At 42.4% G+C, this 25,722-nt stretch carries 21 protein-coding genes; 6 read left to right on the top strand and 15 right to left on the bottom strand.

Annotation, left to right across the window (positions count from 1 at the left end):
- Nucleotides 1–120 precede the first annotated feature (120 nt).
- The 3 genes from AC19MX_RS06620 to rpoE are packed head-to-tail and all read right to left on the bottom strand — an operon-like array spanning nucleotide 121 to nucleotide 2,310.
- A complete protein-coding gene (locus tag AC19MX_RS06620; protein ID WP_432399309.1) occupies nucleotides 121–1,053 on the bottom strand; it encodes a MucB/RseB C-terminal domain-containing protein in 933 nt (310 codons plus the stop codon).
- Nucleotides 1,054–1,093: 40 nt separating this feature from the next.
- On the bottom strand, nucleotides 1,094–1,705 hold the full coding sequence (locus AC19MX_RS06615) for a sigma-E factor negative regulatory protein (protein WP_498297192.1): 612 nt from the start codon (nucleotides 1,703–1,705) through the stop codon (nucleotides 1,094–1,096).
- Nucleotides 1,706–1,731: 26 nt separating this feature from the next.
- Nucleotides 1,732–2,310: an RNA polymerase sigma factor RpoE gene (rpoE, locus tag AC19MX_RS06610; protein ID WP_498297190.1), complete on the bottom strand. Its 579-nt coding sequence runs from the start codon at nucleotides 2,308–2,310 to the stop codon at nucleotides 1,732–1,734.
- A 234-nt stretch (nucleotides 2,311–2,544) separates the two neighbouring features.
- Between rpoE and nadB the strand changes: the two genes are divergently transcribed.
- Nucleotides 2,545–4,161 (top strand): L-aspartate oxidase, encoded by a 1,617-nt coding sequence (gene nadB / locus AC19MX_RS06605; RefSeq protein WP_498297188.1) that lies wholly within the window; start codon nucleotides 2,545–2,547, stop codon nucleotides 4,159–4,161.
- A 134-nt stretch (nucleotides 4,162–4,295) separates the two neighbouring features.
- Here nadB and AC19MX_RS06600 read toward each other — a convergent pair whose 3' ends face one another.
- From AC19MX_RS06600 to nhaA, 5 genes are all read right to left on the bottom strand, one after another.
- Complete coding sequence (locus AC19MX_RS06600) at nucleotides 4,296–4,778, bottom strand: protein YgfX (RefSeq protein WP_498297186.1); 483 nt, start codon at nucleotides 4,776–4,778, stop codon at nucleotides 4,296–4,298.
- Nucleotides 4,759–5,007 (bottom strand): FAD assembly factor SdhE, encoded by a 249-nt coding sequence (locus AC19MX_RS06595; RefSeq protein ID WP_432399501.1) that lies wholly within the window; start codon nucleotides 5,005–5,007, stop codon nucleotides 4,759–4,761. Before AC19MX_RS06595 ends, AC19MX_RS06600 begins: the two co-directional genes overlap by 20 nt.
- A gap of 20 nt (nucleotides 5,008–5,027) precedes the next feature.
- Nucleotides 5,028–5,951, bottom strand: coding sequence for a transcriptional activator NhaR (gene nhaR / locus AC19MX_RS06590; RefSeq protein ID WP_432399314.1), 924 nt, complete (start codon nucleotides 5,949–5,951; stop codon nucleotides 5,028–5,030).
- A gap of 131 nt (nucleotides 5,952–6,082) precedes the next feature.
- Nucleotides 6,083–6,469, bottom strand: a complete 387-nt coding sequence (locus AC19MX_RS06585) for a hypothetical protein (protein WP_432399315.1) — start codon at nucleotides 6,467–6,469, stop codon at nucleotides 6,083–6,085.
- On the bottom strand, nucleotides 6,456–7,640 hold the full coding sequence (nhaA, locus tag AC19MX_RS06580; protein WP_498297184.1) for a Na+/H+ antiporter NhaA: 1,185 nt from the start codon (nucleotides 7,638–7,640) through the stop codon (nucleotides 6,456–6,458). The genes AC19MX_RS06585 and nhaA overlap by 14 nt, the downstream gene beginning before the upstream one ends.
- 204 nt (nucleotides 7,641–7,844) lie before the next feature.
- Here nhaA and AC19MX_RS06575 point away from each other — a divergent pair, with 204 nt between their 5' ends.
- Complete coding sequence (locus tag AC19MX_RS06575) at nucleotides 7,845–8,696, top strand: thymidylate synthase (protein ID WP_498297182.1); 852 nt, start codon at nucleotides 7,845–7,847, stop codon at nucleotides 8,694–8,696.
- 71 nt (nucleotides 8,697–8,767) lie between these two features.
- Here the strand turns inward: AC19MX_RS06575 and AC19MX_RS06570 are convergent, their stop codons facing one another.
- The 3 genes from AC19MX_RS06570 to rppH are packed head-to-tail and all read right to left on the bottom strand — an operon-like array spanning nucleotide 8,768 to nucleotide 12,404.
- Nucleotides 8,768–9,568 carry a sulfite exporter TauE/SafE family protein gene (locus AC19MX_RS06570; RefSeq protein WP_498297180.1) on the bottom strand — a complete coding sequence of 267 codons (801 nt, stop codon included), beginning with the start codon at nucleotides 9,566–9,568 and terminating at the stop codon, nucleotides 8,768–8,770.
- Between the two features lie 55 nt (nucleotides 9,569–9,623).
- Nucleotides 9,624–11,861, bottom strand: coding sequence for a phosphoenolpyruvate--protein phosphotransferase (gene ptsP / locus AC19MX_RS06565; RefSeq protein WP_498297179.1), 2,238 nt, complete (start codon nucleotides 11,859–11,861; stop codon nucleotides 9,624–9,626).
- A 24-nt stretch (nucleotides 11,862–11,885) separates the two neighbouring features.
- A complete protein-coding gene (rppH, locus tag AC19MX_RS06560) occupies nucleotides 11,886–12,404 on the bottom strand; it encodes an RNA pyrophosphohydrolase (RefSeq protein ID WP_432399320.1) in 519 nt (172 codons plus the stop codon).
- Between the two features lie 1,053 nt (nucleotides 12,405–13,457).
- On the opposite strand from rppH, the gene mutH reads away from it, so the two are divergent.
- Nucleotides 13,458–14,126, top strand: a complete 669-nt coding sequence (mutH, locus tag AC19MX_RS06555; RefSeq protein WP_498297177.1) for a DNA mismatch repair endonuclease MutH — start codon at nucleotides 13,458–13,460, stop codon at nucleotides 14,124–14,126.
- 233 nt (nucleotides 14,127–14,359) lie between these two features.
- Complete coding sequence (locus AC19MX_RS06550; protein ID WP_432399322.1) at nucleotides 14,360–15,388, top strand: adenylate/guanylate cyclase domain-containing protein; 1,029 nt, start codon at nucleotides 14,360–14,362, stop codon at nucleotides 15,386–15,388.
- Nucleotides 15,389–15,395: 7 nt separating this feature from the next.
- On the opposite strand, the gene oxyR is transcribed toward AC19MX_RS06550, so the two are convergent.
- The 3 genes from oxyR to mnmL form a co-directional block, all read right to left on the bottom strand.
- The gene (gene oxyR / locus AC19MX_RS06545) at nucleotides 15,396–16,313 is read right to left on the bottom strand and encodes a hydrogen peroxide-inducible genes transcriptional activator OxyR (protein ID WP_432399323.1); all 918 of its coding nucleotides are present in this window, start codon (nucleotides 16,311–16,313) and stop codon (nucleotides 15,396–15,398) included.
- Between the two features lie 193 nt (nucleotides 16,314–16,506).
- On the bottom strand, nucleotides 16,507–16,872 hold the full coding sequence (locus AC19MX_RS06540) for an Hpt domain-containing protein (protein ID WP_432399324.1): 366 nt from the start codon (nucleotides 16,870–16,872) through the stop codon (nucleotides 16,507–16,509).
- Nucleotides 16,873–17,100: 228 nt separating this feature from the next.
- Complete coding sequence (gene mnmL / locus AC19MX_RS06535) at nucleotides 17,101–18,066, bottom strand: tRNA modification radical SAM protein MnmL/YtqA (protein WP_498297175.1); 966 nt, start codon at nucleotides 18,064–18,066, stop codon at nucleotides 17,101–17,103.
- Nucleotides 18,067–18,588: 522 nt separating this feature from the next.
- On the opposite strand from mnmL, the gene gltB reads away from it, so the two are divergent.
- Together gltB and AC19MX_RS06525 are read left to right on the top strand one after the other, a co-directional pair.
- Nucleotides 18,589–23,037: a glutamate synthase large subunit gene (gene gltB, locus AC19MX_RS06530; RefSeq protein WP_498297173.1), complete on the top strand. Its 4,449-nt coding sequence runs from the start codon at nucleotides 18,589–18,591 to the stop codon at nucleotides 23,035–23,037.
- Between the two features lie 2 nt (nucleotides 23,038–23,039).
- Nucleotides 23,040–24,446, top strand: coding sequence for an FAD-dependent oxidoreductase (locus tag AC19MX_RS06525; protein WP_498297172.1), 1,407 nt, complete (start codon nucleotides 23,040–23,042; stop codon nucleotides 24,444–24,446).
- A 124-nt stretch (nucleotides 24,447–24,570) separates the two neighbouring features.
- Here the strand turns inward: AC19MX_RS06525 and AC19MX_RS06520 are convergent, their stop codons facing one another.
- Nucleotides 24,571–25,230, bottom strand: a complete 660-nt coding sequence (locus AC19MX_RS06520) for a flagellar brake protein (RefSeq protein ID WP_498297171.1) — start codon at nucleotides 25,228–25,230, stop codon at nucleotides 24,571–24,573.
- Nucleotides 25,231–25,722 lie beyond the last annotated feature (492 nt).

Below are 25,722 nucleotides of genomic sequence, written 5' to 3'. Positions count from 1 at the left end.
TCCGCACGATGTTATTCCTGCACCAGTAGTATAGATATAGAAAAAACAACACGAGGGTAATTAGGGCTGTAAGCAATAGATTAAAGCATCATTTTATAGATGCTTTAATCTTGAGGGGGGCTACTTTAACACCAAACTGTTTGCTATACGCTCTAGCGTTTCTGAAGGAACCTTACCAATAGCGACCACTTCAAGCGTCCCGACCTTGACAACCACCATAGATAAACCATTACGGGTGAGCAATTCATTCGGCATCGGGTTTTCACCTGAGCGAGCCACATAAACTGAAATATTGGCTAATCCATCGGTTAACGCAACATACTCGACAGGTTCGTGTATCCCGATCAGACGATGATGATCACGCACTACCACATCAAATCCCTGTGGTAGCCAAGTAAATTGCCAATTTTTACCGTCTGTACGCTCTGCTTGATTGATTACCGCTGGCCAATCTTGCTTAGCAGCTTCGATCAAAATATTTGCAGGCTCAGTAAGCTCCACTAACTCAACCACCATAGTTTGTTCAAGTAGTTGTTTTTCTTTATTTAGCGTATCAAATCTAAGCGGTAAGTAAGTGTCCATATCAACCCAAACTTGTGCATCATAACGATTTTCATCGTTAGCCAATAAACGGATCATTTGGCCTGGACGACCAGCAATACGACTGCGCCCGCCTATGACAAATTGATAGCCTTTTTCAAGTTGGCTAATATCACCGGCTAACGCAGCAGGCCATACTCCTTGAATTCGTGGGGCACTGACGCTGTACGCGGGTTGATCATGTTCAATAAAAGTAACGCGATTCCCCACCCTAACTGCATTTTTAGGTGGGCCATTGAGATATTCAAGTAATGCAACTTCTTGATTATCAACGATACCATGTATGTAAACCAGTGGACGTATATGATCGGCTTGAAGTTGAATAATAGAGACTTTGAATTGTTTATCTTGTAACGCTTGGCTCATGTTTTTAAGCCAAGCTTTTGCAGATAAATCTTCTTCAGCGTGTGTTGGAAAGGTTAAAACTAACAGTGCTAGCAGGATAAGGCGCAAGCTAACTCCTAAGAATGATGAGGCAAGGTTTCGCTACGGATTAAGGTTTAACCGCAGCATCTTGATTGTTATTTTCGTCGATAACCACACCTGGATTCAAGCGTTGTTGCAACATATGGTCTTGAATATAAGCATTAATACGACGACGTTGTTCAATCACTTGATCGTTTGAGTAATTTTGCTGACTTTGTACTGCCCCAGTTTGATAACTCACAGGCGACACGGTACCCACTAAAGGACGTGTTGTTAATACCGGTAGTGGCGACTCAGCATCATTAGTTTGATTATAAGATTGCACACCCACAATGGCTACCATAGCAACTGTCGCTGCGATAGCATATTGGCCAAACTGTTTGAAAAATGGCACAACATTGCTGGTTTTAGCAGGACTAGAAGCAACTTGCTCTGTCGACTCTTTGAGCTGCGCTTTAGGGGCTATAATTGTCGGTTCAAGCTCAATTGCCGCCATAATGCTAGCAGAAAGGTCTAAGTCAATGGTCGCGGGTAATTCACCGCGCATCGTATCACCTATCATGTGATAACGTTGCCATTGTGCATGTGAATCAACGTCAGCAGAAAGTTGTGCCAATGAGTTTTCATCGGTTTCACCATCAACTGCTGCAGATACCCATTCTTGACTTGATTTAAGCATTTTTCACCTATTTAACGTTAAGGCAGTTACTTTTCCAGCAAAGGCTGGAGCTGTTTGTCGATTGCTTCGCGGGCTCGGAAGATACGAGATCTTACTGTTCCGACTGGGCAATCCATAATATTGGCAATATCCTCGTAACTCATACCGTCTAACTCTCTGAGCGATATCGCCATTTTTAATTCTTCTGGCAAGGTATCAAGCGTGTCGAAGATCACTTTACTCATTTGATCTTTCATTAATAAACGCTCGGGTGATGCAAACTCTTTTAACGCATCACTACCTTCATAATATTCTGCATCTTCAATATCAACATCGTTTGCAGGTGCTCTGCGCCCTTGTGAAGTAAGATGGTTTTTTGCGGTGTTTACCGCAATACGGTACAACCAAGTATAAAATGCACTCTCACCACGAAAATTCGCTAACGCTCTATATGCTTTAATAAAGGCTTCTTGTGTTACATCTTGAACATCCGCTTGGTTGCGAATATATCGAGAAATCAAACTCATCACTTTATTTTGATACTTTAGCACTAACAGGTTGAATGCGTTTTTATCGCCTTGCTGTACTCGTTCAACTAATTGTTGATCACTATATTGTCCACTCATCCGAGCCGACTACTCCTAAATCTGTAATACTGATTTCTCAGTCGCTCGAATCCTGTTCATATAAGTAGACTCACTGATATGAAAAAAGTTCGATATTGAATTAAAAAAAGTTAATTATTTTGAGATGTAATTAAAATAACTAAGCAAAACCGCAATAAAACACGCTGTAAAAGTACCCAGCCTAGATAATTTGATTTACTATAATCAAACCACTTGGCCACACCATGATACCTGATGAAACAAGCAGTTGAACACCAATCTGACATTTTGGTCATCGGCAGCGGCGCTGCAGGACTGACTTTAGCGTTACATCTAGCTGAAAAATCAAAAGTAATTCTTCTTTCTAAAGGCCCTTTGTCTGAAGGCTCAACCTTATATGCACAAGGTGGAATCGCATCAGTATTTGATGAAGGTGACACAATTGAGTCTCATGTAAGTGATACTTTAATTGCTGGCGCAGGACTGTGTGACAAATCCGTTGTCACCTATACCGCAGAAAACGCCAAAAGCGCAATGCAGTGGCTTATTAACTGTGGCGTCGCATTTGATAAAGAAGAAACGGCCGGCGGAGACAGCACTGCAGCCATGCCGTACCATCTTACCCGCGAAGGTGGCCACAGCCATCGGCGTATTTTACATTCAGCAGATGCTACCGGTAAAGCAGTACAAACCACATTACAAGAACGTGCCCTTGCACACCCAAATATCACGGTGCTAGAGCGTTATAACGCTATCGATTTAATTACTACGCGCAAACTCAACCGCCCGGGTAATCGAGTGCTTGGTGCTTATGTATGGAACCGAGATCAAGAGCATGTCGAAACCGTCAAAGCAAAGTTTGTAGCTCTAGCGACAGGAGGCAGTTCAAAAGTATATCAATATACTTCTAACCCAGACATCGCCAGTGGAGACGGGATAGCCATGGCATGGCGCGCCGGTTGTCGTGTCGCTAATATGGAGTTTAATCAATTCCATCCTACGTGTTTATTTCACCCCAATGCCCGAAACTTTCTACTCACCGAGGCTTTACGAGGCGAAGGTGCCTTTTTGCGGCGTCCTGATGGTAGCCGTTTTATGCCCGATTTTGACGAGCGTGCCGAACTGGCACCGCGTGATATTGTGGCGCGTGCCATCGATTATGAAATGAAACGACTCGGGGCCGATTGTGTTTATTTAGACATCAGCCACAAACCTGCTGATTTTATCATTAAACATTTCCCAACCATTTATCAGCGTTGTCTTGAATTAGGTATCGATATTACTAAAGATCCTATTCCAGCGGTGCCTGCTGCCCATTACACTTGCGGTGGCGTAATGACTGATCTGCACGGCCAAACCGACATCAACGGTTTATACGCTATTGGTGAAGTGGCTTATACAGGCCTACATGGCGCGAACCGCTTAGCCAGTAATTCATTATTGGAATGCTTGGTGTTTGCACGAGCAGCCTCTCAAGATATTGAAAGTCAGCTGCATAAAATTGCCATGCCTTGTCCGTTACCGGTTTGGGATGAAAGTAAAGTCAGTAACTCAGATGAAGAAGTTGTTATTGCCCATAACTGGCACGAATTACGTCTTTTTATGTGGGATTACGTTGGCATAGTGCGCACCGATAAGCGCTTAGAGCGCGCGCTTAGACGTTGTTTGATGCTGCAACAAGAAATTGAAGAATATTACTCAAACTTTAGAGTCAGTAATAATTTACTGGAACTGCGTAATTTAGTACAAGTTGCAGAGTTGATTATTCGTTGTGCAATGGATCGTAAAGAAAGCCGCGGTTTACATTACAACATCGACTATCCAGAACAAATTGATAACCCCAAGCCAACTATTTTGCAGCCTGGACGCTAGGGAAGATTAATTTTTAAAGGTTGTTTACAGTGAATTGTTGGCCATTTTTACAAGGCAGAGACTTTGATATGTAGTGATTCTACATAAAAAGTCGATAATGCAGTAAACATGGTCAAAAAATGCTGCACGAAGGGTTAGTGAACCAGTTTACGTTGTAATAACAACCGACATAGAGTGCGGTACTCTGTGTCGGTTAACATATCTTGCCATACCCACACCCATCGTTTTTCACCGGTTTTTACCTCTCGTAAAAAGATAATACACACTAATGGATTCACTATCGGGTGGCGACTAAACTCTACTCGACAAACCTCAGATACGGCATCTGTCAATGTTGCGCCACCAGAATTATCAATGCACAACACGTAATACCATAAGGTTAATTTACGCCAACAATAAATCAGCAACCCTAGAGTTAACATAACCAGTAATCGTTGTATAAATAAATATAAAGATGATGAAGAGTCTGGCCAAGCTAAAAAACTGCACAACATAACGGCAAAAAAACACACCAGAGCAAATCGATATAGAAATGAAGCACTCAACGCAAATTGATGCTGATGAGTGCTAAAAGAGCGGGTAGAAGTTGCAGAAGCCTTAAGGTGCGGCTCGTCCACGGACTTTCACTACCATATCGGCTAATTGCGCGTCAGGGCATTGTTCATGGCCCATAAACCAAGCAAATAACTCAGGGTCTTCACATTCTAATAAGCGGATAAACGTTTGCTTGTCAGCATCGCTCAATGTTTCATATTGTGCTTCAACAAACGGTTGAAACAAGACATCTAATTCTAACATTCCGCGACGGCATGCCCAGCGAACACGAGCAATATTCATTAATTCCAACACAAATCTCCTGATGCCTACTAGCTAATACGATGTTCAAAACTTTGTACTTGTAGATCTAACCCAGCAAACAAATCACCAAAATCAGTGGCTAATAATGATTTAACCGCCGGATGTTGGATCATGCGCTCAGCAAACATGACATGATATTCTTCTTGAATATCGCTGGTTTCACCAAGTAAAACCATCCCTTGTGACAGTATATCATGACGATAAATAGACGGTGCGACAAAAATGCCTCGATTAAAATAACCAAACGCCTTCATCATCTCGGCATCATCAAACTCGCCTAATATATTTACGTTTAGGTTTTTTTCAGCAAACCAACGATGTAATTGCTGCCCAAGTGATGTGCGCTTACCCGGAATAAGCAATTTACGCTCTTCAAGACAAGCAGGAAAAGGCAGTGTTGATGCTTCTGCAGCAAAAAAGCTGATACCGCATTCACCTAATTTTTTCGACAGAATTTCAGGGTACTTTAATGACCCACCAGCACAATCCGATAAAATCATATCTAATTTATGCTCGCGCAAACGCTCGATAAGGCTTTCATGAGTCGACTCATAACACGCTAGATGCACCGATCCGTCATTAGGGATAACGGTTAACAATACTCTGCTGACTAACGCTTTAGATAACGCATCCGCAATACCCACCTCAAATAACAGTGAATCATCTTTTTGATAATTGAGTAAATCGAGCATTTCATAACTCAGGCTAAACATTTTATCTGCATAGCGAAAAACCAACTCACCTAACTCAGTCGCGACCAAATTTCGTCCGACACGTTTGAAAAGCGACCCTTTCAGACGCTCTTCTAGTGCACGTATTTGCCCTGTAATGGTTTGCGGTGCAAGACACAGAGCTTCGGCCGCTTTAGTCACCGAGCCTTTTTTTTGTACCATCCAAAAATAATACAGATGGTTATAGTTTAAATGCTGCATATCATTCAACAACCTAAAAAATTAATCACTCTACTATAGCAAAAAACTACGATGGCAAATAATTGAGTATTTTCGCGATAAATGCTTATACAAAAACGCAGCCTTTAGGCTGCGTTTGTATTGCACAATCGTTACTTAGGTCGTGGGCAATCCATTAGACTGGTAATAACGGTTTCCAACTCATCGCTATTACTCACATTGTTTAATGACACTTGCTCCGTTAACGCAGAAACCACTTCTTCTTTAATTAATATGTGGCTTGAGCAGTAATTAACGTTGGCTGTTTGATAGCGTTTACCAGCACGGTATTTTAGTGCCCGCGATTCATAGTTATTAGGGTCAATACGTTTTTTAGCCTGATTGTCGCGGTACATCAGCGCACCATCGACAACACCCTCTAAATAACTCTGACACGTAGCCGACTCTGATGACTTTAAACAAACATCAAACGAGTTTGCTGAAGCGGGTATAACAAACGCACTTAGTAATAACCCTAGGGATAATTTAAATAGTTTCATGGTTCTCTCCTGTCTTAGGCAGAACTTTGGCTAACCAAAAATAACCAATCAGCGCTGCAAATAACGATCCTGTTAAAATGCCTAATCTTGCATAATCACCATATGCTGCTGGTGAATGTTCAAATGCTAACGACGCAATAAAGACTGACATAGTGAAGCCAATACCACACATTACTGCAACGGGGATAATCTGGTTCCAACCTATTCCCGGAGGTAATTCGGCTAATTTAAGTTTCACTGCCGCGTAACTAAATAATAATACTCCAATCGGTTTACCAAACATCAATCCCATCATGATGCCTAACGTAATCGGTTCTGCGAATGACTCGAAAGACATATTGGTCAATGACAAGCCCGCGTTAGCAAAAGCGAATACCGGTAGAATCAAAAAGGTACTCCAAGGATGTAATTTATGCTCTAAACGCCCTGATGGCGAAGCGCCTGCTTTGTCTCGTAATGGAATACAAAATGCAATAATAACGCCTGCTAATGTTGCATGAACGCCTGATTTCAATACCGCAACCCACAATACAAAACCCACTATTGCATAAGGCGTGATAGCACTTACACCTCTGCGGTTCAGAGCTACCATTAATACAATAGACACTGCAGCAATAATTAAACTCATCATAGATAAATCAGTGCTGTAAAACAGCGCAATGATCACAATTACGCCTAAATCATCAATGATAGCCAACGCCAATAAAAACACTTTTAATGCCACGGGCACTCGGCTACCCAAAAGCGCCATAATACCTAACGCAAACGCAATATCCGTTGCAGCAGGAATAGCCCAACCCACTTGGGTTTCTGGATTCGTGTAATTAAACGCCAAATAAAATAATGCAGGAAATACCATACCGCCAATCGCGGCAAAACTCGGTAAAGAAGCTTTCGCAACACTTGAAAGCGCGCCTTCTAACAGCTCGCGTTTAACTTCAAGGCCAATGAGTAAAAAGAATAATGCCATCAAGCCATCGTTAATCCAGAGTAATAGTGGCTTATTGATGTCTAGTTCGCCTACACGCAATTGTACTCCGGTACTCAAGAAGCCCTGATATAAATCCGCTAAAGGCGAATTAGCGAGTAACATTGCCAAGGCCACAGCGACCATCAACAAAATACCACCAGCTGACTCTTGACTGACAAAGTTTCTAATTGCACGTTCCATATAACACTCCTTTATGAACAATAGATTGACTCTACAGTATCCATTCAAACAATCATAATCGATTCTTTCTACTAGTTAACTCGGTTTAACCGAGGTGTTTGTCGCTTTGCTCTTCAAATTTAGCCTTAAATTAAAATTTGCGCCTAAAGATTTGGTTGCATTGATTAGGTATAATCGCTAAAAGCAAAAAAGGAATTGAACCAAATGAAACAGTATTTAGATCTGTGCAAACGCATTGTCGATGAAGGTGAATGGGTCAATAATGCCCGAACCAACAAAAAATGTCTTACCGTCATTAACGCCGATTTAGTTTACGACGTTGGCAACAATCAATTCCCGCTAGTTACCACGCGTAAAAGTTTTTGGAAATCAGCCATTGCTGAAGTGCTCGGCTATTTACGAGGTTATCAAAATGCAGCTGACTTTAGAGCATTAGGCACCAAAACATGGGACGCTAACGCCAACGAAAACCAAGCTTGGCTTAATAACCCAAACCGTAAAGGCCATGATGATATGGGGCTAATTTATGGCGCCCTGGGTCGCGCGTTTCCAAAACCGACTGGGGGTCATGTTGATTTACTACAGCAAATAGTCGATGACCTCAGTAACGGCATTGATAACCGTGGTGAAATCTTAACTTTTTATCATCCTGGCGCTTTTGACCTCGGATGTCTACGCCCTTGTATGTACGAACATCATTTTTCGCTCTTAGGTGACACTTTATACCTTAACAGCACTCAACGCAGTTGTGATGTACCGCTTGGGCTCAATTTCAATATGGTTCAAGTATATGTATTACTGGCCTTAATGGCACAAATAACTGGCCACAAAGCTGGCAAGGCATATCATAAAATCGTTAACGCCCATATTTATGAAGATCAACTGGCGCCGATGCGTGATATTCAATTAACACGCGAACCATTTGGTTCACCAAAGTTGATTATCAATCCCAACATCACCAGCTTAAACGACATTGAAACCTGGGTAACATTAGATGATTTTAGCGTTGAAGGCTATGAACATCACGATGCCATTAAATACCCTTTTGCAGTGTAATACTTAATACGAATGCGCCCTTGTTCAACATCTGAACAAGGGCGTTTTTTACTCGTCACTGATTTATTGAGTTAGCTCAATAAAAGTTTTAATCCAACGACGACGAGTAAGCAGGCAAAGATTTTTTTCAATACTGGCGTAGGCCAAGAACTGGCTGCTTTAACCCCAAGCGGAGCACACAATATTGAACTAATAATGATGCCGCATAGTGCAGGTAAATAAATAAACCCAAATGCACCCTCGGGTAAATTTGGTGCATCAAAGCCTGCAATGATGTAACCAATGGTGCCAGAAATTGCGATAAACATACCCGTTACCGATGAAAATCCAACGGCTTGGCGCATTTGTAATCCGCAATAACTTAAGAAAGGCACCAGCAATACACCGCCACCAATCCCCATTAAACCAGCAATGAGCGCAATCACAATGGATATACCAAACAGCACGGCAAACTTCGGCATGTTGTCGCCGGTTTTAACCTTAAATGGAAAGGCCATTTGTATTGCCATTAACACCACAAATATAGCAAAAGCTTGTTGTAAATCTGCAGATGAAATTTGTTCCGAAACAAATGCAGAGGCCAAAGAGCCGACCACAATACCTGGCATGATCGGTTTAAATAATGCCCAAGGCACATTACCGCGTTTATGGTGAGCAGTAGCAGATGACATAGACGTTAAAATAATGGACGCTAGTGAGGTAGCAATCGCGACGTGAGTTAACTGCCCTACACTCACGCCAACTGACGGTAAGATATATAATAAGGCTGGCACAATAATGAGCCCACCACCAATGCCCAACAATCCCGCCAAGAAGCCGACAATTGAACCAAGCAACAGACAAATAATAAACACCTGCAGCATACTATCCATAACGACATCCTTTTAATAAGCGCGATATACCGTCAAACATCATAACATTGACTATTTACGGATTAATTAAATCATCTAAATCATGTTTTTGTAAAAAATTAGCTAATAAAGTTCGTACTTGTTGGCCATTAGATTGGCGCAGCACAATGATAAGTAACTCAGATAAATCTTGCTGTGAAACACGTCTAAGTAGATAGTTAATCCTGGCTAAACTGGCTTGGTTCATACTCAACTTATGGTAGCCCATCGCCACTAACAATAATGCGCCATAGGGTTCACCGGCTAATTCCCCGCAAACGCTCACGTCTAAATCATAACGTTTACAATCATCTACAGCCATTTTTAGCGCACGTAAGATCCCCGGATGATAACTGTCAAATAAGGAGCTAACACTGGGGTTATTGCGATCGACAGCCAACAGATATTGGGTCAAATCGTTACTGCCCACAGACACAAAGTCGACACGTTTGGCTACGTCTTGTAATTGATACAGTAACGCGGGCACTTCAAGCATGACACCCACTTTAGGTCTCACTAAAATCGTGTTGAATTCTTGGTTTAATTCAGTAAACGCTTGCTCAAGATAAGCCAAGGTTTGATCGATCTCATCGAGGTTACTCACCATAGGTAATAAAATTTGTAGCTGATTACCTTTGCCACCCGCCTGTAACATAGCGCGTAACTGCACTAAAAATAATTCGGGATGATCGAGCGACAAACGTATACCGCGCCATCCTAAAAACGGATTATCTTCTTTGATCGGAAAATACGGTAACGGCTTATCTCCACCCACATCTAATGTGCGCATCACCACAGGTCTTTCACCTGCAGCGCTAAGCACTTGGCGATAAACATTGATTTGTTCGCTTTCACTTGGAAAGCGTTGATGTAACATAAAGGGGATTTCGGTACGATAAAGACCAATGCCATCGGCACCTTCGGCAATTTCAGACGCAATACCGCTTAACAAGCCTGCATTGAGGTATAGCTGGATCCGCTGACCGTCTGTTGTAATCGACGGTAAACTCAACTCTGCAGAAAATTGCTTTTGTTTTTCAACATCAGCATCAAGCAGTAATTGATATTCTTCAATCACTGCAGGAGAAGGTGAAACGAGTAGTTGGCCTCGCGTTGCATTAAGCACTAATAATTTTTGATCGATATCCGCTGACAGAATATCTTCTGTGCCCACAATAGCAGGGACACCTAAAGCACGGGCTAAGATTGCAGCATGGGCATTGACCCCACCGCGCTCAGTTACAATCCCCGCTAGCTTTTGCCTTGGAAATTCAGCGAGTAATGTCGCATCTACTTCTTTAGCCACTAAAATAACCGGCTTATCAGGATCGACCTCTAAGCGCCCAGGCTCAATCAATTGTCGTAGCACTTTTTGGCCGAGTTCTCGAATATCGCTAGCCCGTTCTTTTAAGTACGGGTCTTCCATCGCCAAAAATTGTTCAATATAACGAAGAGAGACGCGGCTCACTGCTGACTCTGACTGCCAACCAAGTGCAACTTCGCGCGCATATTCGCCGCCTAAGCTAGACTCGTCGAGTAGTAATTGGAATGCGGTAAAAATAGAGGCTACATCGCCCGACTTTTCGCGCTCAAAACGCTGTGAAATAGAAGACAACATATCACTGCAGCGTTGCATGGCATGTTTAAGTCGGCGTAATTCACTGTCAATATCGGCGCAATGTAATTCTGGCTGCTCCAATGAAATCGTGCCACCGAGCACTAAACCATGGGCAATTGCGATGCCACTCGATGCCGTGACACCATTAAATACAACTTGATGCTGAACATTCGTAATAGCAGCTTTATGCTTCAGACTTCTGATCACAACCGCAAGCTGGGCAGCCAGCGTCATCAAAAATGCTTCTTCATTTTCGCTAAACTGTCTAGCTTCAGGTTGCTGTACAACAATGACGCCAACAACCAATTTTTGAAAAATAATGGGGACCGCCAAAAAGGCTCGGTACTCTTCTTCAACAGCTTCGGGGAATAATTTGAAACGCGGGTGAATACGTGCGTCAGCCAAATTAACGGCTTCTTCACGTTGGGCGACTAAGCCGACTAACCCTTCTGAAAGGGGCATACTGACTCGGCCGACTGCGGACTTTTCAAGTCCCTCAGTGGCCGATAGCACCAAGTTTTGTTGCTCGAGGATATAAATAGAACAGCAATGCGTCGCCATCGCGATACGCGTTTGCGCCACCAAAATATTTAATGCACTCTCCAAGCTATTCGCTCTCGCTACCGCTTGGGTGATATCCCTGAGCATACTTAACACTGTTCCAACCCTCTATGAAATCAGTTAACTCCGTTGTTTGCTTCGTTTGTTACTCAATTCGCGCGTTTGCAGCGCTAATGTCGTCGATGCGAACTCTTTCATCACCTTTCTATATACATCGCGCTTAAAAGACACTACCTGACGAACGGGATACCAATAACTCACCCAACGCCAATCATCAAATTCTGGATGACCTGAAGAATTTAAGTTAATGGTATTATCGTGACCTTTTAATTGTAGTAAAAACCATTTCTGCTTTTGGCCAATGCAAACGGGTTTGCTTTCTTGGCGAACCAAACGCTTAGGTAAACGGTAACGTAACCAGGAGCGAGTGGATGTTAAAATTTGAACATGCTCGGGTCTCAGCCCCACTTCTTCGTAAAGTTCACGATACATGGCTTCTTCTGCAGACTCGCCATCATCTAACCCACCCTGTGGAAACTGCCATGAATGTTGGCCAAAACGCCGAGCCCACATTACTTGTCCAAATTTATTGCAGATAATGATGCCCACATTTGCGCGAAAGCCGTCGCTATCAATCACATGGACTCCAAAATTAACAAATTTTATATCGTTTGATTGTTTCACAAAGCATGCCTATCGGCAAACCTCTATTTACCCTCAATTCACCTTACATGGCGGGATAATTAAATTAAAATCAGGAAATTGCATAAAAATAAGTCTTTGCTTAACACTTAGCTCGAATTCACTCATCCATTTCATTGTAAGCAAGGCAATAAGCACCCACGATTAACAGCGACTATGCAGCGCAACCCATACCCTACATTGTGGATAATTGAATAACATTGTGTACAAATAGACTTTATCAACAGCCAAATCCATTACACTTGTCGATTATCCACAAAATCTGTGGATATCTCTGTTCGAAACTTTGGTAAACCTTGATTAAGATGTAAAAACCGGCAGTAAACCATTTTTACGAACCATATAACTGACACGATAATACCATATAAATACAACAGCTTAATTGTATGTCAAAATAAAAAATACGATCGATCGCAATATTTGAGCAAAAAACGAACAGCAACAAATAAGTGACCTAAATACCCTAGCACCTCATAAGTTATGCACAAATAACAAGGCTTTTTTTAAATTAAACTGTTAAAAAAGCCATTTTATTGCGTTGACTTGACCTTTTTAATCAGTTAAAGACATTGAGAATAACAGTTATCCATTAAATCTGTGGATAACTATGTGTGAAATACAGGGAAAAGAGAGAGTAACTTGGGACAAGTCAAAACCATCTAAACAAATAAACGAAAAAACATTTTTAAAACAATACCTTAAAACAACATGCAATTGTATTTTGTTACCCTCAACATTTAAGGTTGTTTTTTAACCAGTAAATTTGCACTCAGTAAACTTGTTATTGTTAATCAATACTTGCTAGCATACTGCACGCTGTTTTTGGCACTGCTAAGGTTAGCCTCAATATATCCTACGGTTGGCGTATCCACACGTCTATCCAACAGTTAGAGCATGTTAAGCGGGTTAACGGTTACCAAATATAGAACACTTATATAGACACTTATTTTCATCGATGACTTGCATCAATACAAAGGTACCTGTTGGATCATGGCAAAATCGTCCCCGAAAGACATTCATGAATTAATGCAAAGAGCGCATGATATGGCGGGTATCCGTCTTGCGGATATTGCAGCAGATAACCAAATAGCGGTACCAGAGAACCTAAGACGCGATAAAGGTTGGGTTGGGCAATTGATCGAATCTGAATTAGGCGCTTTAGCAGGTTCAAAACCACAACCTGACTTTATTCACCTCGGTGTTGAGCTAAAAACCATCCCTATTGACTATAAAGGTAAGCCGCTCGAAACCACTTATGTCACCGTGGCGCCACTGATCAACATTCAAGGGTTAACATGGCAAGACAGTGTTGTATTTCATAAGTTGCAACACGTGCTGTGGGTACCTGTTGAAGGTGAGCGCAGCATCCCTGTGGGAGAACGACGCATAGGCACCCCCATTTTGTGGCAACCTAATGCATTGCAAGCGCAACAACTGCAACAAGATTGGGAAGAAATTATGGAGCTTATCGCATTGGGTAAGGTCGATAAAATTACAGCTCGTCATGGTGAGGTGTTGCAGCTTCGGCCTAAAGCCGCTAATAGCCATACATTAACCGAAAGTATTGCCGAAAATGGCAGCATACAGTTATCTAATCCTCGTGGCTTTTATCTGAAAATCGAGTTTACGCAACAAATTTTAAATAATGCATTTGCCTAAATTAACGTCCACGATTATTGGTCGCGAGTTCCATCATCAGGACAAAAGTTTGCACTGGGACACATTTTTCTGCACATCTCTTGATCTACATCACAAATAAACTATCCCAACCGAACCGTTATTCTATAAACTACACCGCTTATTACTAAGCCATTCGGACCCTTAATTTCCTAGTGAAAGCACGCCGTCAGACTCAAAAATTATTATTCGCCGTGTTTGCTTGGTGCGTCGCAATGGCGTCATTTGTGTTTTTTCGCTATTCACAATCTGCACAGCTTCCCGATTGGGCCATTAGTAATGCCGATTTAGCCACGCTTGCGGTATTTATGGGGTTTATCTTTGGCGGATTGCATTGGATGTCGAATTTAATCGCCGACTTTAGCGCAATCAGCCGCCTGCCTTATTTATTTTCAGTTGTATTTAAAGGCCTGTTTTTACTCCTCGGCGCGACCACCCTTGCTTATGTCACTCAATTTTTAAATATGTGGGCAATTGACAACCACATGGTGACACTAAGACAAATGCTCAGCATTCACATTATTTACAGTCCATCATTTCAGGCGTTGGTGGTCTATCTTGTTGTGGTACGGGTCAGCTTAGCGTTTATCGAGCAAATGGCACTGTTAGTGGGACCTAAAGTGCTGCTGAATATCGGCTTAGGTCGATATCATAAACCTCGATATGAACATCAATTATTCTTGTTTATCGATATGGTGTCATCGACAGCACATGCTGAGACTCTAGGTGATTATCGCTTTAGTCGCTTAATTCAAGACAGCTTTAGTATGTTGGCCGATACCGTATCGGACAATGAAGCTGAGATTTATCGTTATATGGGCGATGCGGTATTAATCCATTGGCCTTTAGAGCAAGGAATAAAGCACGATCGCTGTATGAACATTTATTTTGAATTTTGCCAGCAACTCAAATGGCAAACTCAATATTTTGAGCAGCAATATGGGTTTGTGCCTAAATTTAAAGCGGCGGCACATTGTGGCCAAGTCGTTGCGGCAGTAGTTGGCGTGCATAAACAAGAGATTAGTTTCTTTAGTGATGTGCTTAACACGCTGGCAAGGCTGCAAGATCAATGTAATCCATTAGGCCAAAGAATGTTGTTATCTGGGGATGTGGTGCATCGTCTTGAACAGCAAAATAGCCAATATCAATTAACAGATTTAGGGCCTATCGTCCTAAAAGGAAAGCAACACCCAATTGAAGTCTTTGGTGCTGCTCCCATCAAACCCGCTCATCTTAACGATTAAGCAGTGGTTATTTAGGCAATTCTTGTGCTAATAACTTTTTCTGAATGGCTAAGCCTAGTGTTCTAAACGTCGAAATACGGCTGGTTGTTTGACGCCACACTAACCCAATATCTCGGTAAGGTGCTTCACCAGGTGGGTCCATCGCGATTAAATCGGTGTCGTGTAAGATTCCGGTGTCGATAGCCATCTGAGGTAAAAAAGTGGTGCCTAATTTGCTATTAACCATCTGCACTAACGTGTGCAAGCTGGTTGCCGCAAATGGATTCACCTTGGAACTATCTCCTAACTGACATGCTGTAATCGCATGGCCCGTAATACAGTGCTCTGCTTGCAGTAAAAAGATGCTCTCATCTGGCATTTTTTGATAATCAATAGGCTGTACAACACCTTCTGATAACTCTTTATGCATGACCATCTTAAACGGGTCAATCCCGACTTTCATACTATGAAAACCATTCGTATCAACGGGTAATGCCAATATGAGTAAATCTAACTCGCCTTTAGCTAATGCATCAAGCAAACGCTCAGTGGTGTCTTCTTTTAATAATAAGCTCAGCTTAGGGTAATCTTGCTGACATAACTTAACCACACGACTCAGTAAAAATGGTGCAATCGTTGGAATACAGCCTAAACGGATTTCACCCGTCATTGGCTCACCTTGGTTTTTAACCAGCTCAACTAAATCATCCACATTGGTTAATATATTTCGCGCACGCTCAACCACCTCTTCACCAATGGCAGTAAACATAAATGACTTATGATCACGCTCAATGAGTTGGTAGCCCAGTTGTTCTTCAAGATTTTGGATACCACTTGAAAGCGTAGATTGACTCACAAAGCACATTTTTGCAGCACGGTTGAAGTTTTGTTCTTGATGTAAATGCACTAAATAATATAGATTTTTAAGGCTAGGAAGATTTTTCATATAAGCGATTGCCCTTGTCGATGTTGATTCGAATAATGAATTAAATATGGCCGAATAACAAGTTTATGATAACGAGGACATGACAAACGCCCATAAAAAATGCCTCATCAACATGAGGCATTCTCTTTCATTGCGATGAGCTTACTGTTAAAAGCTTATGGTTAACAGCGTACTCATACGAGCTTAATGCTCATCAGGCTTTAGCTTCTAAGTACTCTTTTAATTGCTGTAAATCTTTAGCTGCATGCTCAACAATTTGGCCAAGCCAAGTTTTATGTTCCGCATCCCAATTTGCTTCTTCGCTATGTTGTAACAACTGAGCAAATTGCTGAATACGCTTTAACCCAACAGAACCTGCCGCACCTTTAAACTTATGTGCTTCTGCACATAAGGTTTCTTTGTCGCTTGCATCATCCGCTTTAACTAAGCTACTGACATACTCAGGCATTAACTGCTCAAATAACACCACGCTTTTTAATAAAGTCCCAGCACCAATGGCACTGATATATTGCTCAAGTGTATTGAGATCCAATATTGAGTCTAACTGCGTTGTGGCCATGGTGACACCTCTATAAAATCTAACGCTATAAAATTACAAACATAATACCCAGTAAAATACCCTATGCAAGACTTGCCAATGGATTGCACTGCTTTTATTTGAAATGATAACAACTGATTAACACCATGGTACCACTGGTATTACCAATGTTTAAAAAAAGCTCATTTTGGTAGTAATTCATTCAATTAGGCGATTAAAAATGCAAACACCCTAACTCTCTACATAATGCTAAGCGGTTTTGTACTGGCCAATCAATGCACTGCCTTGACCACCGTATTCTCGAAGTTCATCAACAATCGCAACTAATCCATCCCAGCGATAAGCACACCAGTCTGGTGCGAGTAACATCGGCTTTTTAGCATAAGCGGTAACGCGATGATAAATAATGTGCTCAGGCGTATGGCGAATAAGCGTGGCCGCAGCAGAAGCATATTCTTCGAGAGTTAATAAAGGCGTAGGCTTATAGCGCCATTGCTTTGCCATCGTGCTGCCTTCTACGATATGCAAAGGATGCAATTTGATCCCGTCCACACCGATGCCTAATACGGTTTGTAAACTATTAAAGTAATCAACCGTTGTTTCACCAGGCAAACCTAAAATTAAGTGCGTACATACCTTAATGCCACGTGAACGTGCTGCATGAACGGTTTTACGATATTCATTTAAGAGATGGCCGCGATTAATCCTTTTTAGCGTTAGCGCATTACTTGTTTGCAATCCAAGCTCTAACCATACATCAAGGCCTTGCTGTTGGTACTCAACCAATAAATCGATCACGTCATCTGGCACGCAGTCAGGACGGGTACCAATATGTAAACCCACGATATCTTTATCTTCAATGGCTTGATCGTATTTGCGTTTTAACAGACTAAATTCATCATAGGTGCTCGTATATGCTTGAAAATAAGCAATATACTTGGCACTCGACACCTTCGCATGCCGAGCTTTTTGGTCATTATGAGGAAATAAATGTGCTCGCAACTTTCCTTCAGCAAGTTGTGTAGAGATGGGCTGCTCGAGACCTTGCTGAGCATTAAATGAAGCCACATTACAGAAGGTACACCCACCAATACCTAGTGTGCCATCACGGTTTGGGCAGGTAAATTGCGCGTCAATAGTGAGTTTTTTGATGCGCTCACCATATCGGGCTTTGCAGTAAGAGCCAAAAGTATTCACGTAATCGTCTAAGCCCACAATAAGCCCTTAATATTTATCAAAAGGGCGTCAGTTTAGGGAGCAGTTAAACGTCTGTCTTGGTGCTAAATCAATAAAATGCTCGATCAACTCAAGTATGCTGCAAACTGAGATATTGAAGGGAAAATCGTTTAAAACAATGCCAAGTGTATTTATATGACTAAAAATGAATATTTACTCATTTAGAATAATTTTTTACCCATTAACTGTATTTGAAATAAAATTCATTATTTTTATTTCAAATACAATTTTAACGAATTGTTGCCAAAAGGTAATCATTTGTTTGAATACTTTCTAAAATTGTTTTTATTCAGAAGGTTATAGCAACATAATTGCAGTTGACGTTAACGTAAACTTGATAGGTTGTTACGCTTTTTTGGTAATTATATTTCAGTTTGTTGCATTTTTTTGGTTTGACCTTTATGCATTCTCGGTTTAATTTGAATGGTTCGGGTGCATATCTATGGAATGTTTCACATTTACCCCGAGTCGTATCCAGTAGAGGTTTAGGGGGTTTTTTGTATGAGCTTGTATCATCCCAGTTTTGAGCGTGACAATTGCGGATTTGGTTTAATAGCACAAATGGACGGCGACGCTAGTCATCGCATTGTGCGCACCGCAATTCATGGTCTCGATCGAATGAAGCATCGTGGTGGTATTGCAGCTGACGGACGCACAGGTGATGGCTGTGGTTTATTAATGCAAATGCCTACGGGTTTCTTTGAAGCTATCGCAGCAGAAAACGATTGGCACTTAAGCCGAAAGTTTGCCGTTGGTATGCTATTTCTCAGCCAAGACGAACAACGCGCTGACGAAGCTAAATTAATTTTAGAAAAAGAACTACAAAGAGAAACACTGAGTGTTGCTGGTTGGCGTAAGGTTCCGGTTAATCCAGATGTTCTGGGGGAGATTGGCCGAGCAAGTTTGCCACAAATTTACCAAGTTCTGATTAATGCGCCAGTGGGATGGCGTGAAAAAGATCTTGAACGTCGCCTCTATATGGCGCGCCGTCGTCTTGAACAACAAATTACCGATGACAAAGATTTTTATGTCGCCAGCTTATCTGGCCAGGTGATTGTCTATAAAGGCCTAATGATGCCGGCAGATTTGCCTTCATTTTATACAGACCTTGCCGACATTCGCTTAAAAAGTGCTATTTGTTTGTTTCACCAGCGCTTTTCTACCAACACATCGCCAAAATGGCCATTAGCACAACCGTTTCGTTATTTAGCGCACAACGGTGAAATCAATACCATTACGGGTAACCGTCAATGGGCACGCGCTCGTGCTTATAAATTTAATTCGCCACTGTTACCAGATTTACAACAAGCAGCCCCATTTGTGAACGAAACGGGATCAGATTCATCCTCTTTAGATAATATGCTAGAAATGCTGTTATCGGGTGGTATGGACTTATACCGCGCCATGCGTTTGCTTATTCCACCTGCGTGGCAATCAAACCCGGAAATGGATGACGAGCTAAAAGCCTTTTATGACTTTAACTCAATGCACATGGAACCCTGGGATGGCCCAGCGGGTATTGTAATGACCAATGGTCGCCATGCGGCTTGTGCCGTTGACCGTAATGGTTTGCGCCCTTCTCGTTATGTGATCACCAAAGACCGGATTTTAACCTTAGCCTCAGAAGTCGGTATTTGGGATTATGCGGCTGATGAAGTGATTGAAAAAGGCCGTGTCGGTCCTGGAGAGTTATTAGTCCTAGACACTGTAAATGGTCGTTTATACCAATCATTCGAAATCGATAATGACCTAAAGCGTCGTCATCCTTACAAAGAATGGATGGCCAAAAACAGCCAAACCTTGATCCCTGCTGAACAAATGGCACCGACGAAACAAGGTGCGAGCGGTTTTGATAGCAAAACATTATTGCAATACCAAAAGCAATTTGGCTTTACTCGCGAAGAGCTAGAGCAAGTTATTTGGGTGCTCGCAAGTCAAGGTGAAGAAGCAATCGGCTCAATGGGTGACGATACCCCAATGGCAGTCTTGTCGAAAAAGTCACGTTCGTTATATGACTACTTCCGCCAAAAATTTGCTCAGGTTACCAACCCGCCTATCGATCCATTACGTGAAAAGCACGTGATGTCGTTAGCCACATGTGTGGGCCGCGAACAAAACCTATTTAGCGAAACCACAGGCAATGCTTACCGCGTCATGTTTAACTCACCGATATTATTGTTCAGTGATTTTAACCAACTACTCGGTTTAGACAGCACCAACTACCGCGCTAACACAGTCGACTTAAACTACGACGCTCACGAAAGCTTAGAGCAAGCCATTCATCGTATTACTGATGAAGCAGAGCGCTTAGCGCGCAGTGGCACAACGCTATTAGTATTGTCTGATCGCGCTGTGGCACAAAATGCCCAAGTGATCCCTGCTGCTATGGCTGTTGGTTCTGTGCAAACGCGTTTAGTCGATAAAAGCCTGCGCTGTGACACCAACATTATTGTGGAAACTGCATCAGCACGTGACCCGCATCATTTTGCGGTGTTACTGGGTTTTGGCGCAACGGCCATTTACCCATATCTTGCCTATGAATCAATTTCTGCGATGGCAAAATTACATCAAATAGAAGACGTGACCCCATTAATGCTTAACTTCCGTTATGGCATTGAAAAAGGCTTACGTAAAATCATGTCTAAAATGGGCATCAGTACCGTTGGTTCATACCGTTGTAGCCAACAGTTTGAAGCAGTGGGTCTGGCAAGCGACGTTATTGAATTATGCTTTAAAGGCGTAATTAGCCGTATCGAAGGCGTGGGTTTTGAACATATCGCAAGCGATCAAAAAATTCTTCACACCGCGGCTTATCGTGCGCATGTGCCATTACCGCAAGGTGGGCTTCTAAAATATGTTGAAGGTGGTGAATACCATGCCTTTAACCCAGATGTGGTAAACACTTTACAATCATCGCTTAAAAACCAAGATTATGTTGAGTACAAAAAGTTTGCTCGCTTAGTGGATGACCGCCCAGTGGCAACGTTACGCGATCTTATTGGCATTAAAGGCCAACTTGATGCTATTGAAATTGATAAAGTTGAAGGTGCACAAACGCTATACTCGCGCTTTGACAGTGCAGCAATGAGTATTGGTGCATTAAGCCCTGAAGCTCACGAAGCATTAGCGGTTGCAATGAACCGTTTAGGTGGCCGCTCTAACTCTGGTGAAGGTGGAGAAGACGCAAGACGCTTTAACAGCGAGCGTAACTCGGCAATTAAACAAATTGCATCGGGCCGATTCGGTGTAACAGCACATTACCTTGTTAACGCTGATGTATTGCAAATTAAAGTGGCTCAGGGGGCAAAACCAGGCGAAGGCGGTCAGCTACCGGGACATAAAGTCAGTGTTGAAATTGCAGGTCTTCGTCATGCACGTCCTGGTGTTACCTTAATTTCGCCACCACCACACCATGATATTTACTCAATTGAAGATTTAGCTCAGCTGATTTTTGATTTAAAACAAATCAATCCTAAAGCTCTCGTGTCGGTCAAACTGGTTTCAGAACCGGGTGTGGGTACCATCGCTACCGGTGTCGCTAAAGCTTATGCCGACATGATAACCATATCGGGTTATGACGGTGGTACAGGCGCAAGCCCAATTACCTCGGTTAAATATGCAGGTTCGCCATGGGAACTAGGTTTAGCAGAAGTGCATCAGTCGCTAGTTGAAAATGGCTTACGTCATAAAATCCGCTTACAAGTCGATGGTGGCTTAAAAACCGGTACTGACGTGATTAAAGCGGCATTATTAGGTGCTGAAAGCTTCGGCTTTGGTACTGTGCCAATGATCGCACTGGGTTGTAAATACTTACGTATCTGCCACCTAAACAACTGCGCGACAGGCGTTGCAACGCAAGATAAAAACTTACGTGCGAATCACTACCACGGCTTGCCAGAACGTGTGATGACTTACTTTGAGTTTGTGGCTCAAGAAGTCCGTGAATGGATGGCGGCCTTAGGGGTAGTCAAGTTTGAAGACTTAGTGGGGCGCAGTGATTGGTTACACGCGCTTGAAGGTCAAACCGATAAACAACGTGGTTTAGACTTAACGCCTATTTTATACAAGCCAACAGTTAAGCCAAACTCAGCATTGACCTGGAAAGAAATTAATCCACCGTCAGATGTGGGTCAGCTTAACCAAACGTTATTGGCCGACTGTTCAGCGGCTGTTGAAGCTGGCGAGCCGTACTCGTATCAATACTCTATTAACAATACTGATCGCTCTGTTGGCGCAGCATTGTCGGGCTTTATTGCCACTAAAATTGGTGTTAAAGGTGCAAAAGAGCCTATTAGACTTGGTTTTAACGGCAGTGCAGGTCAAAGCTTTGGTGTGTGGAACAGCCCAGGGTTAGAACTTAAGTTATGCGGCGATGCCAATGACTATGTCGGCAAAGGCATGTCTGGCGGCAAGATTGTTATCCATCCACCGATTGGCAGCCCGTTCCAAAGTGAACGTAGCGCCATTATGGGTAACACCTGTTTATACGGCGCTACGGGCGGCAAATTATTTGCAGCGGGTCAAGCCGGCGAGCGCTTTGGCGTACGTAACTCAGGGGCAATTGCTGTTGTCGAAGGTGTCGGTGATAACGGTTGTGAATACATGACCGGAGGCATCGTGGTGATTTTAGGTAAAACAGGGGTTAACTTTGGCGCCGGTATGACAGGTGGCTTTGCTTACGTGTTTGACCAATTTGGTCGCTTTAACCGCCGCGTAAACACTGAAATGGTTGATACTCAAAAAGTAGAATCGACCATCCACCAGCAGCACTTAAAAGGCCTAATTGAAACTCACTTCGCAGAAACCGGCAGTGAACACGCCAACTTAATTTTAAGTGATTTTGAAAACTGGTTAGATTGTTTCGTACTGGTTAAACCGAAGAATATTGCCGTTGCTGACCTGCTTAAAATAGAGCAGAAGAGTCCGGAATTAGTTGTAAAGGCAGGATAATCATGAGCAATGACTTTCAATTTATCGAAGTGGGTCGAGCTGACCCCGTAAAACATGAAGCCAAAAAACGTGCTACGCAATTTATTGAAATTTATCAGCCGTTTACTCAGCCTGAAGTTAAAGAGCAAGCAGATCGTTGTCTTGACTGTGGCAACCCGTATTGTGAATGGAAATGCCCGCTGCATAACTACATTCCAAACTGGTTAAAACTGGCTGAACAAGGTCGCATTATGGAAGCGGCAGACCTGGTGCACGAAACCAATACCCTTCCTGAAATTTGTGGTCGTGTATGCCCGCAAGACCGTTTGTGTGAAGGTGCATGTACGCTTAATGACGACTTTGGTGCGGTCACCATCGGCAATGTTGAAAAATACATTACCGATACTGCCATCGCTCAAGGCTGGCGTCCCAACATGACCCAAGTAACACCACGCAAAGAACGTGTAGCGATTATTGGCGCTGGACCAGCTGGTCTAGGCTGTGCCGACATTTTAGCGCGCAATGGCGTACAAGCTGTGGTGTATGACAAATACCCACAAATTGGCGGCTTGCTTACCTATGGCATTCCATCATTTAAACTTGATAAAGCGGTAATGGCTACGCGTCGTTCTGTACTTGAAGGCATGGGCATTCAATTCAAAATGGGTGTCACGGTTGGTAAAGATATTAGTTTTCAAAGTTTACTTGATGAATACGATGCGGTATTCCTCGGCATGGGGACTTACACAGCCATGAAAGCGAAATTACCCAATGAAGACGCACAAGGTGTTATTCAAGCCTTACCGTACTTGATTGGGAATACTCACCACATCATGGGGACAGAAGACAGCGCAACGCCTTATTTAAGCCTAGAAGGTAAAAATGTCGTGGTGCTTGGTGGCGGTGACACTGCGATGGATTGTGTGCGTACAGCTGTACGTCAGGGCGCTAAAAGCGTGACTTGTGCATACCGTCGTGACGAAGCCAACATGCCAGGCTCTCGCCGTGAAGTGCAAAATGCGCGCGAAGAAGGGGTCACGTTTTTATTCAACTGCCAACCGGTATCGATTAAAGCAGAAGATGGCACCGTTGTCGGCATCGAGTATGTTGAAACCCAAATGGGTGCAGCTGATGCAAGTGGCCGTCAACGTGCAGAAGTTATTCCTGGAAGCGAAAGTATTCTAGAAACTGATGCTCTGATCATCGCCTTTGGTTTCCAAGCCAGTCCAGCGGCATGGTTTACTGATTTTGGTATCGAAACCAATGAGTGGGGCTTGGTAAAAGCCACTAAGACTGATGACAATCCATTCCAAACCACTAACCCGAAAGTGTTTGCCGGTGGCGACATGGTCCGTGGTTCTGACTTGGTCGTGACAGCAATTGCAGAAGGTCGTGATGCTGCGATGGGGATTTTAAACTTTTTAGATTAACAAGATTGAAAAGCTTAGCCTGTGATGGATTATAGGCTAGACATAATATACCGAGTTTGCTTGTGAATTTTAGCGCATCATTATGATGCGCATTTTTTTGTCTCAAAATCGCTAAACGCAGTCATTATTTTTTGGTTGTACTCACTAAGAAATGGCTAAACAAGGTGTTTTTTAATTCCGGATGTTCGTTCGAAAACTTTACCCCTACGGTCATTTCCCCCTCAAGTTGCTGCACCTTAACCGCGGTTCCGGTTAAAATACCGGATAAGTTTTCATCAATCGAAATCGCCACATGTATTTCTGCATTTTGCTCAATATTCATTGATTTAGGCGCCAATGTGACAAAACAACCCGTCAATGAAAAGTCGAGCATTTTGGCATTAATTTTATTATCGTCGTGCATAATAAACACATCTTGCTTAATATCGACGCGCAATTGCTCACGAACTTGTTTCTTGGTAATAGACTTAGGCACACTCAAACACAACATGCGCACAGGTTGGTTTACCACCGATAATATTGACGTTTTAAAAGCGATAATGTCTTTAAAGCCGCTATTCGTCATTGCCCTTACCACGATTTCGGCATTGGCAAGCATGTGCTGATACGCTTCTGAAAAATCTTTGGTTGGAAACTCAATCAAAATAAACCGGTTAATTTGATAACCAATCAGGCTTGAACGAGATTGTAATTTTTTGCCATTGGCAAAGTGGATCTCAATAAACAGATCCATGCCAATATCAATTAAACGCAGGTCATCATTAAGCGAAGCGCTAGCTGGCATGTTCATTTTTACCTTTCACTGTGTTGCTCTGCATCATTAACCTTTTTATCATTCTAATTACTATGTTTAACTTACAATAACATACCAAGTTTAGCGTAAAAGTGGCTCACTAGTCGCCACTGTCATTAACTGATGTCTAAATATGTAAACCCAAATGTCTTGTTATTAGTAAAATAGAGCGCCAAACATTTCAACGAGCTTATTCATCATGCTTATTCTAAGAGAATCAGAATAACCCCAATAAAGCAGAATACGATGTGCATTCTCATCTCATACTGAAGCTACTTATATCAAACGGTGATAATTAATACTAAATACTCGTGGCAAGTAAGCCACACACCCGTAACAACTCCGCACAAAAATAAACACCTCAATCTGTTTTATATACAAAAAAGCCTTATTTTGACCTTAAACAGTGACTGCATACATGATTAACCGGTAAATGTGCCTTATCGAAATTAATCGCATTAATTAACACGCTTATAGTGTGAT

This window comes from Shewanella sp. MF05956 (assembly GCF_059758055.1).
The sequence above is the reverse complement of the archived record's forward strand: the minus strand, read 5'-3'. Positions and strand labels throughout refer to the sequence as shown.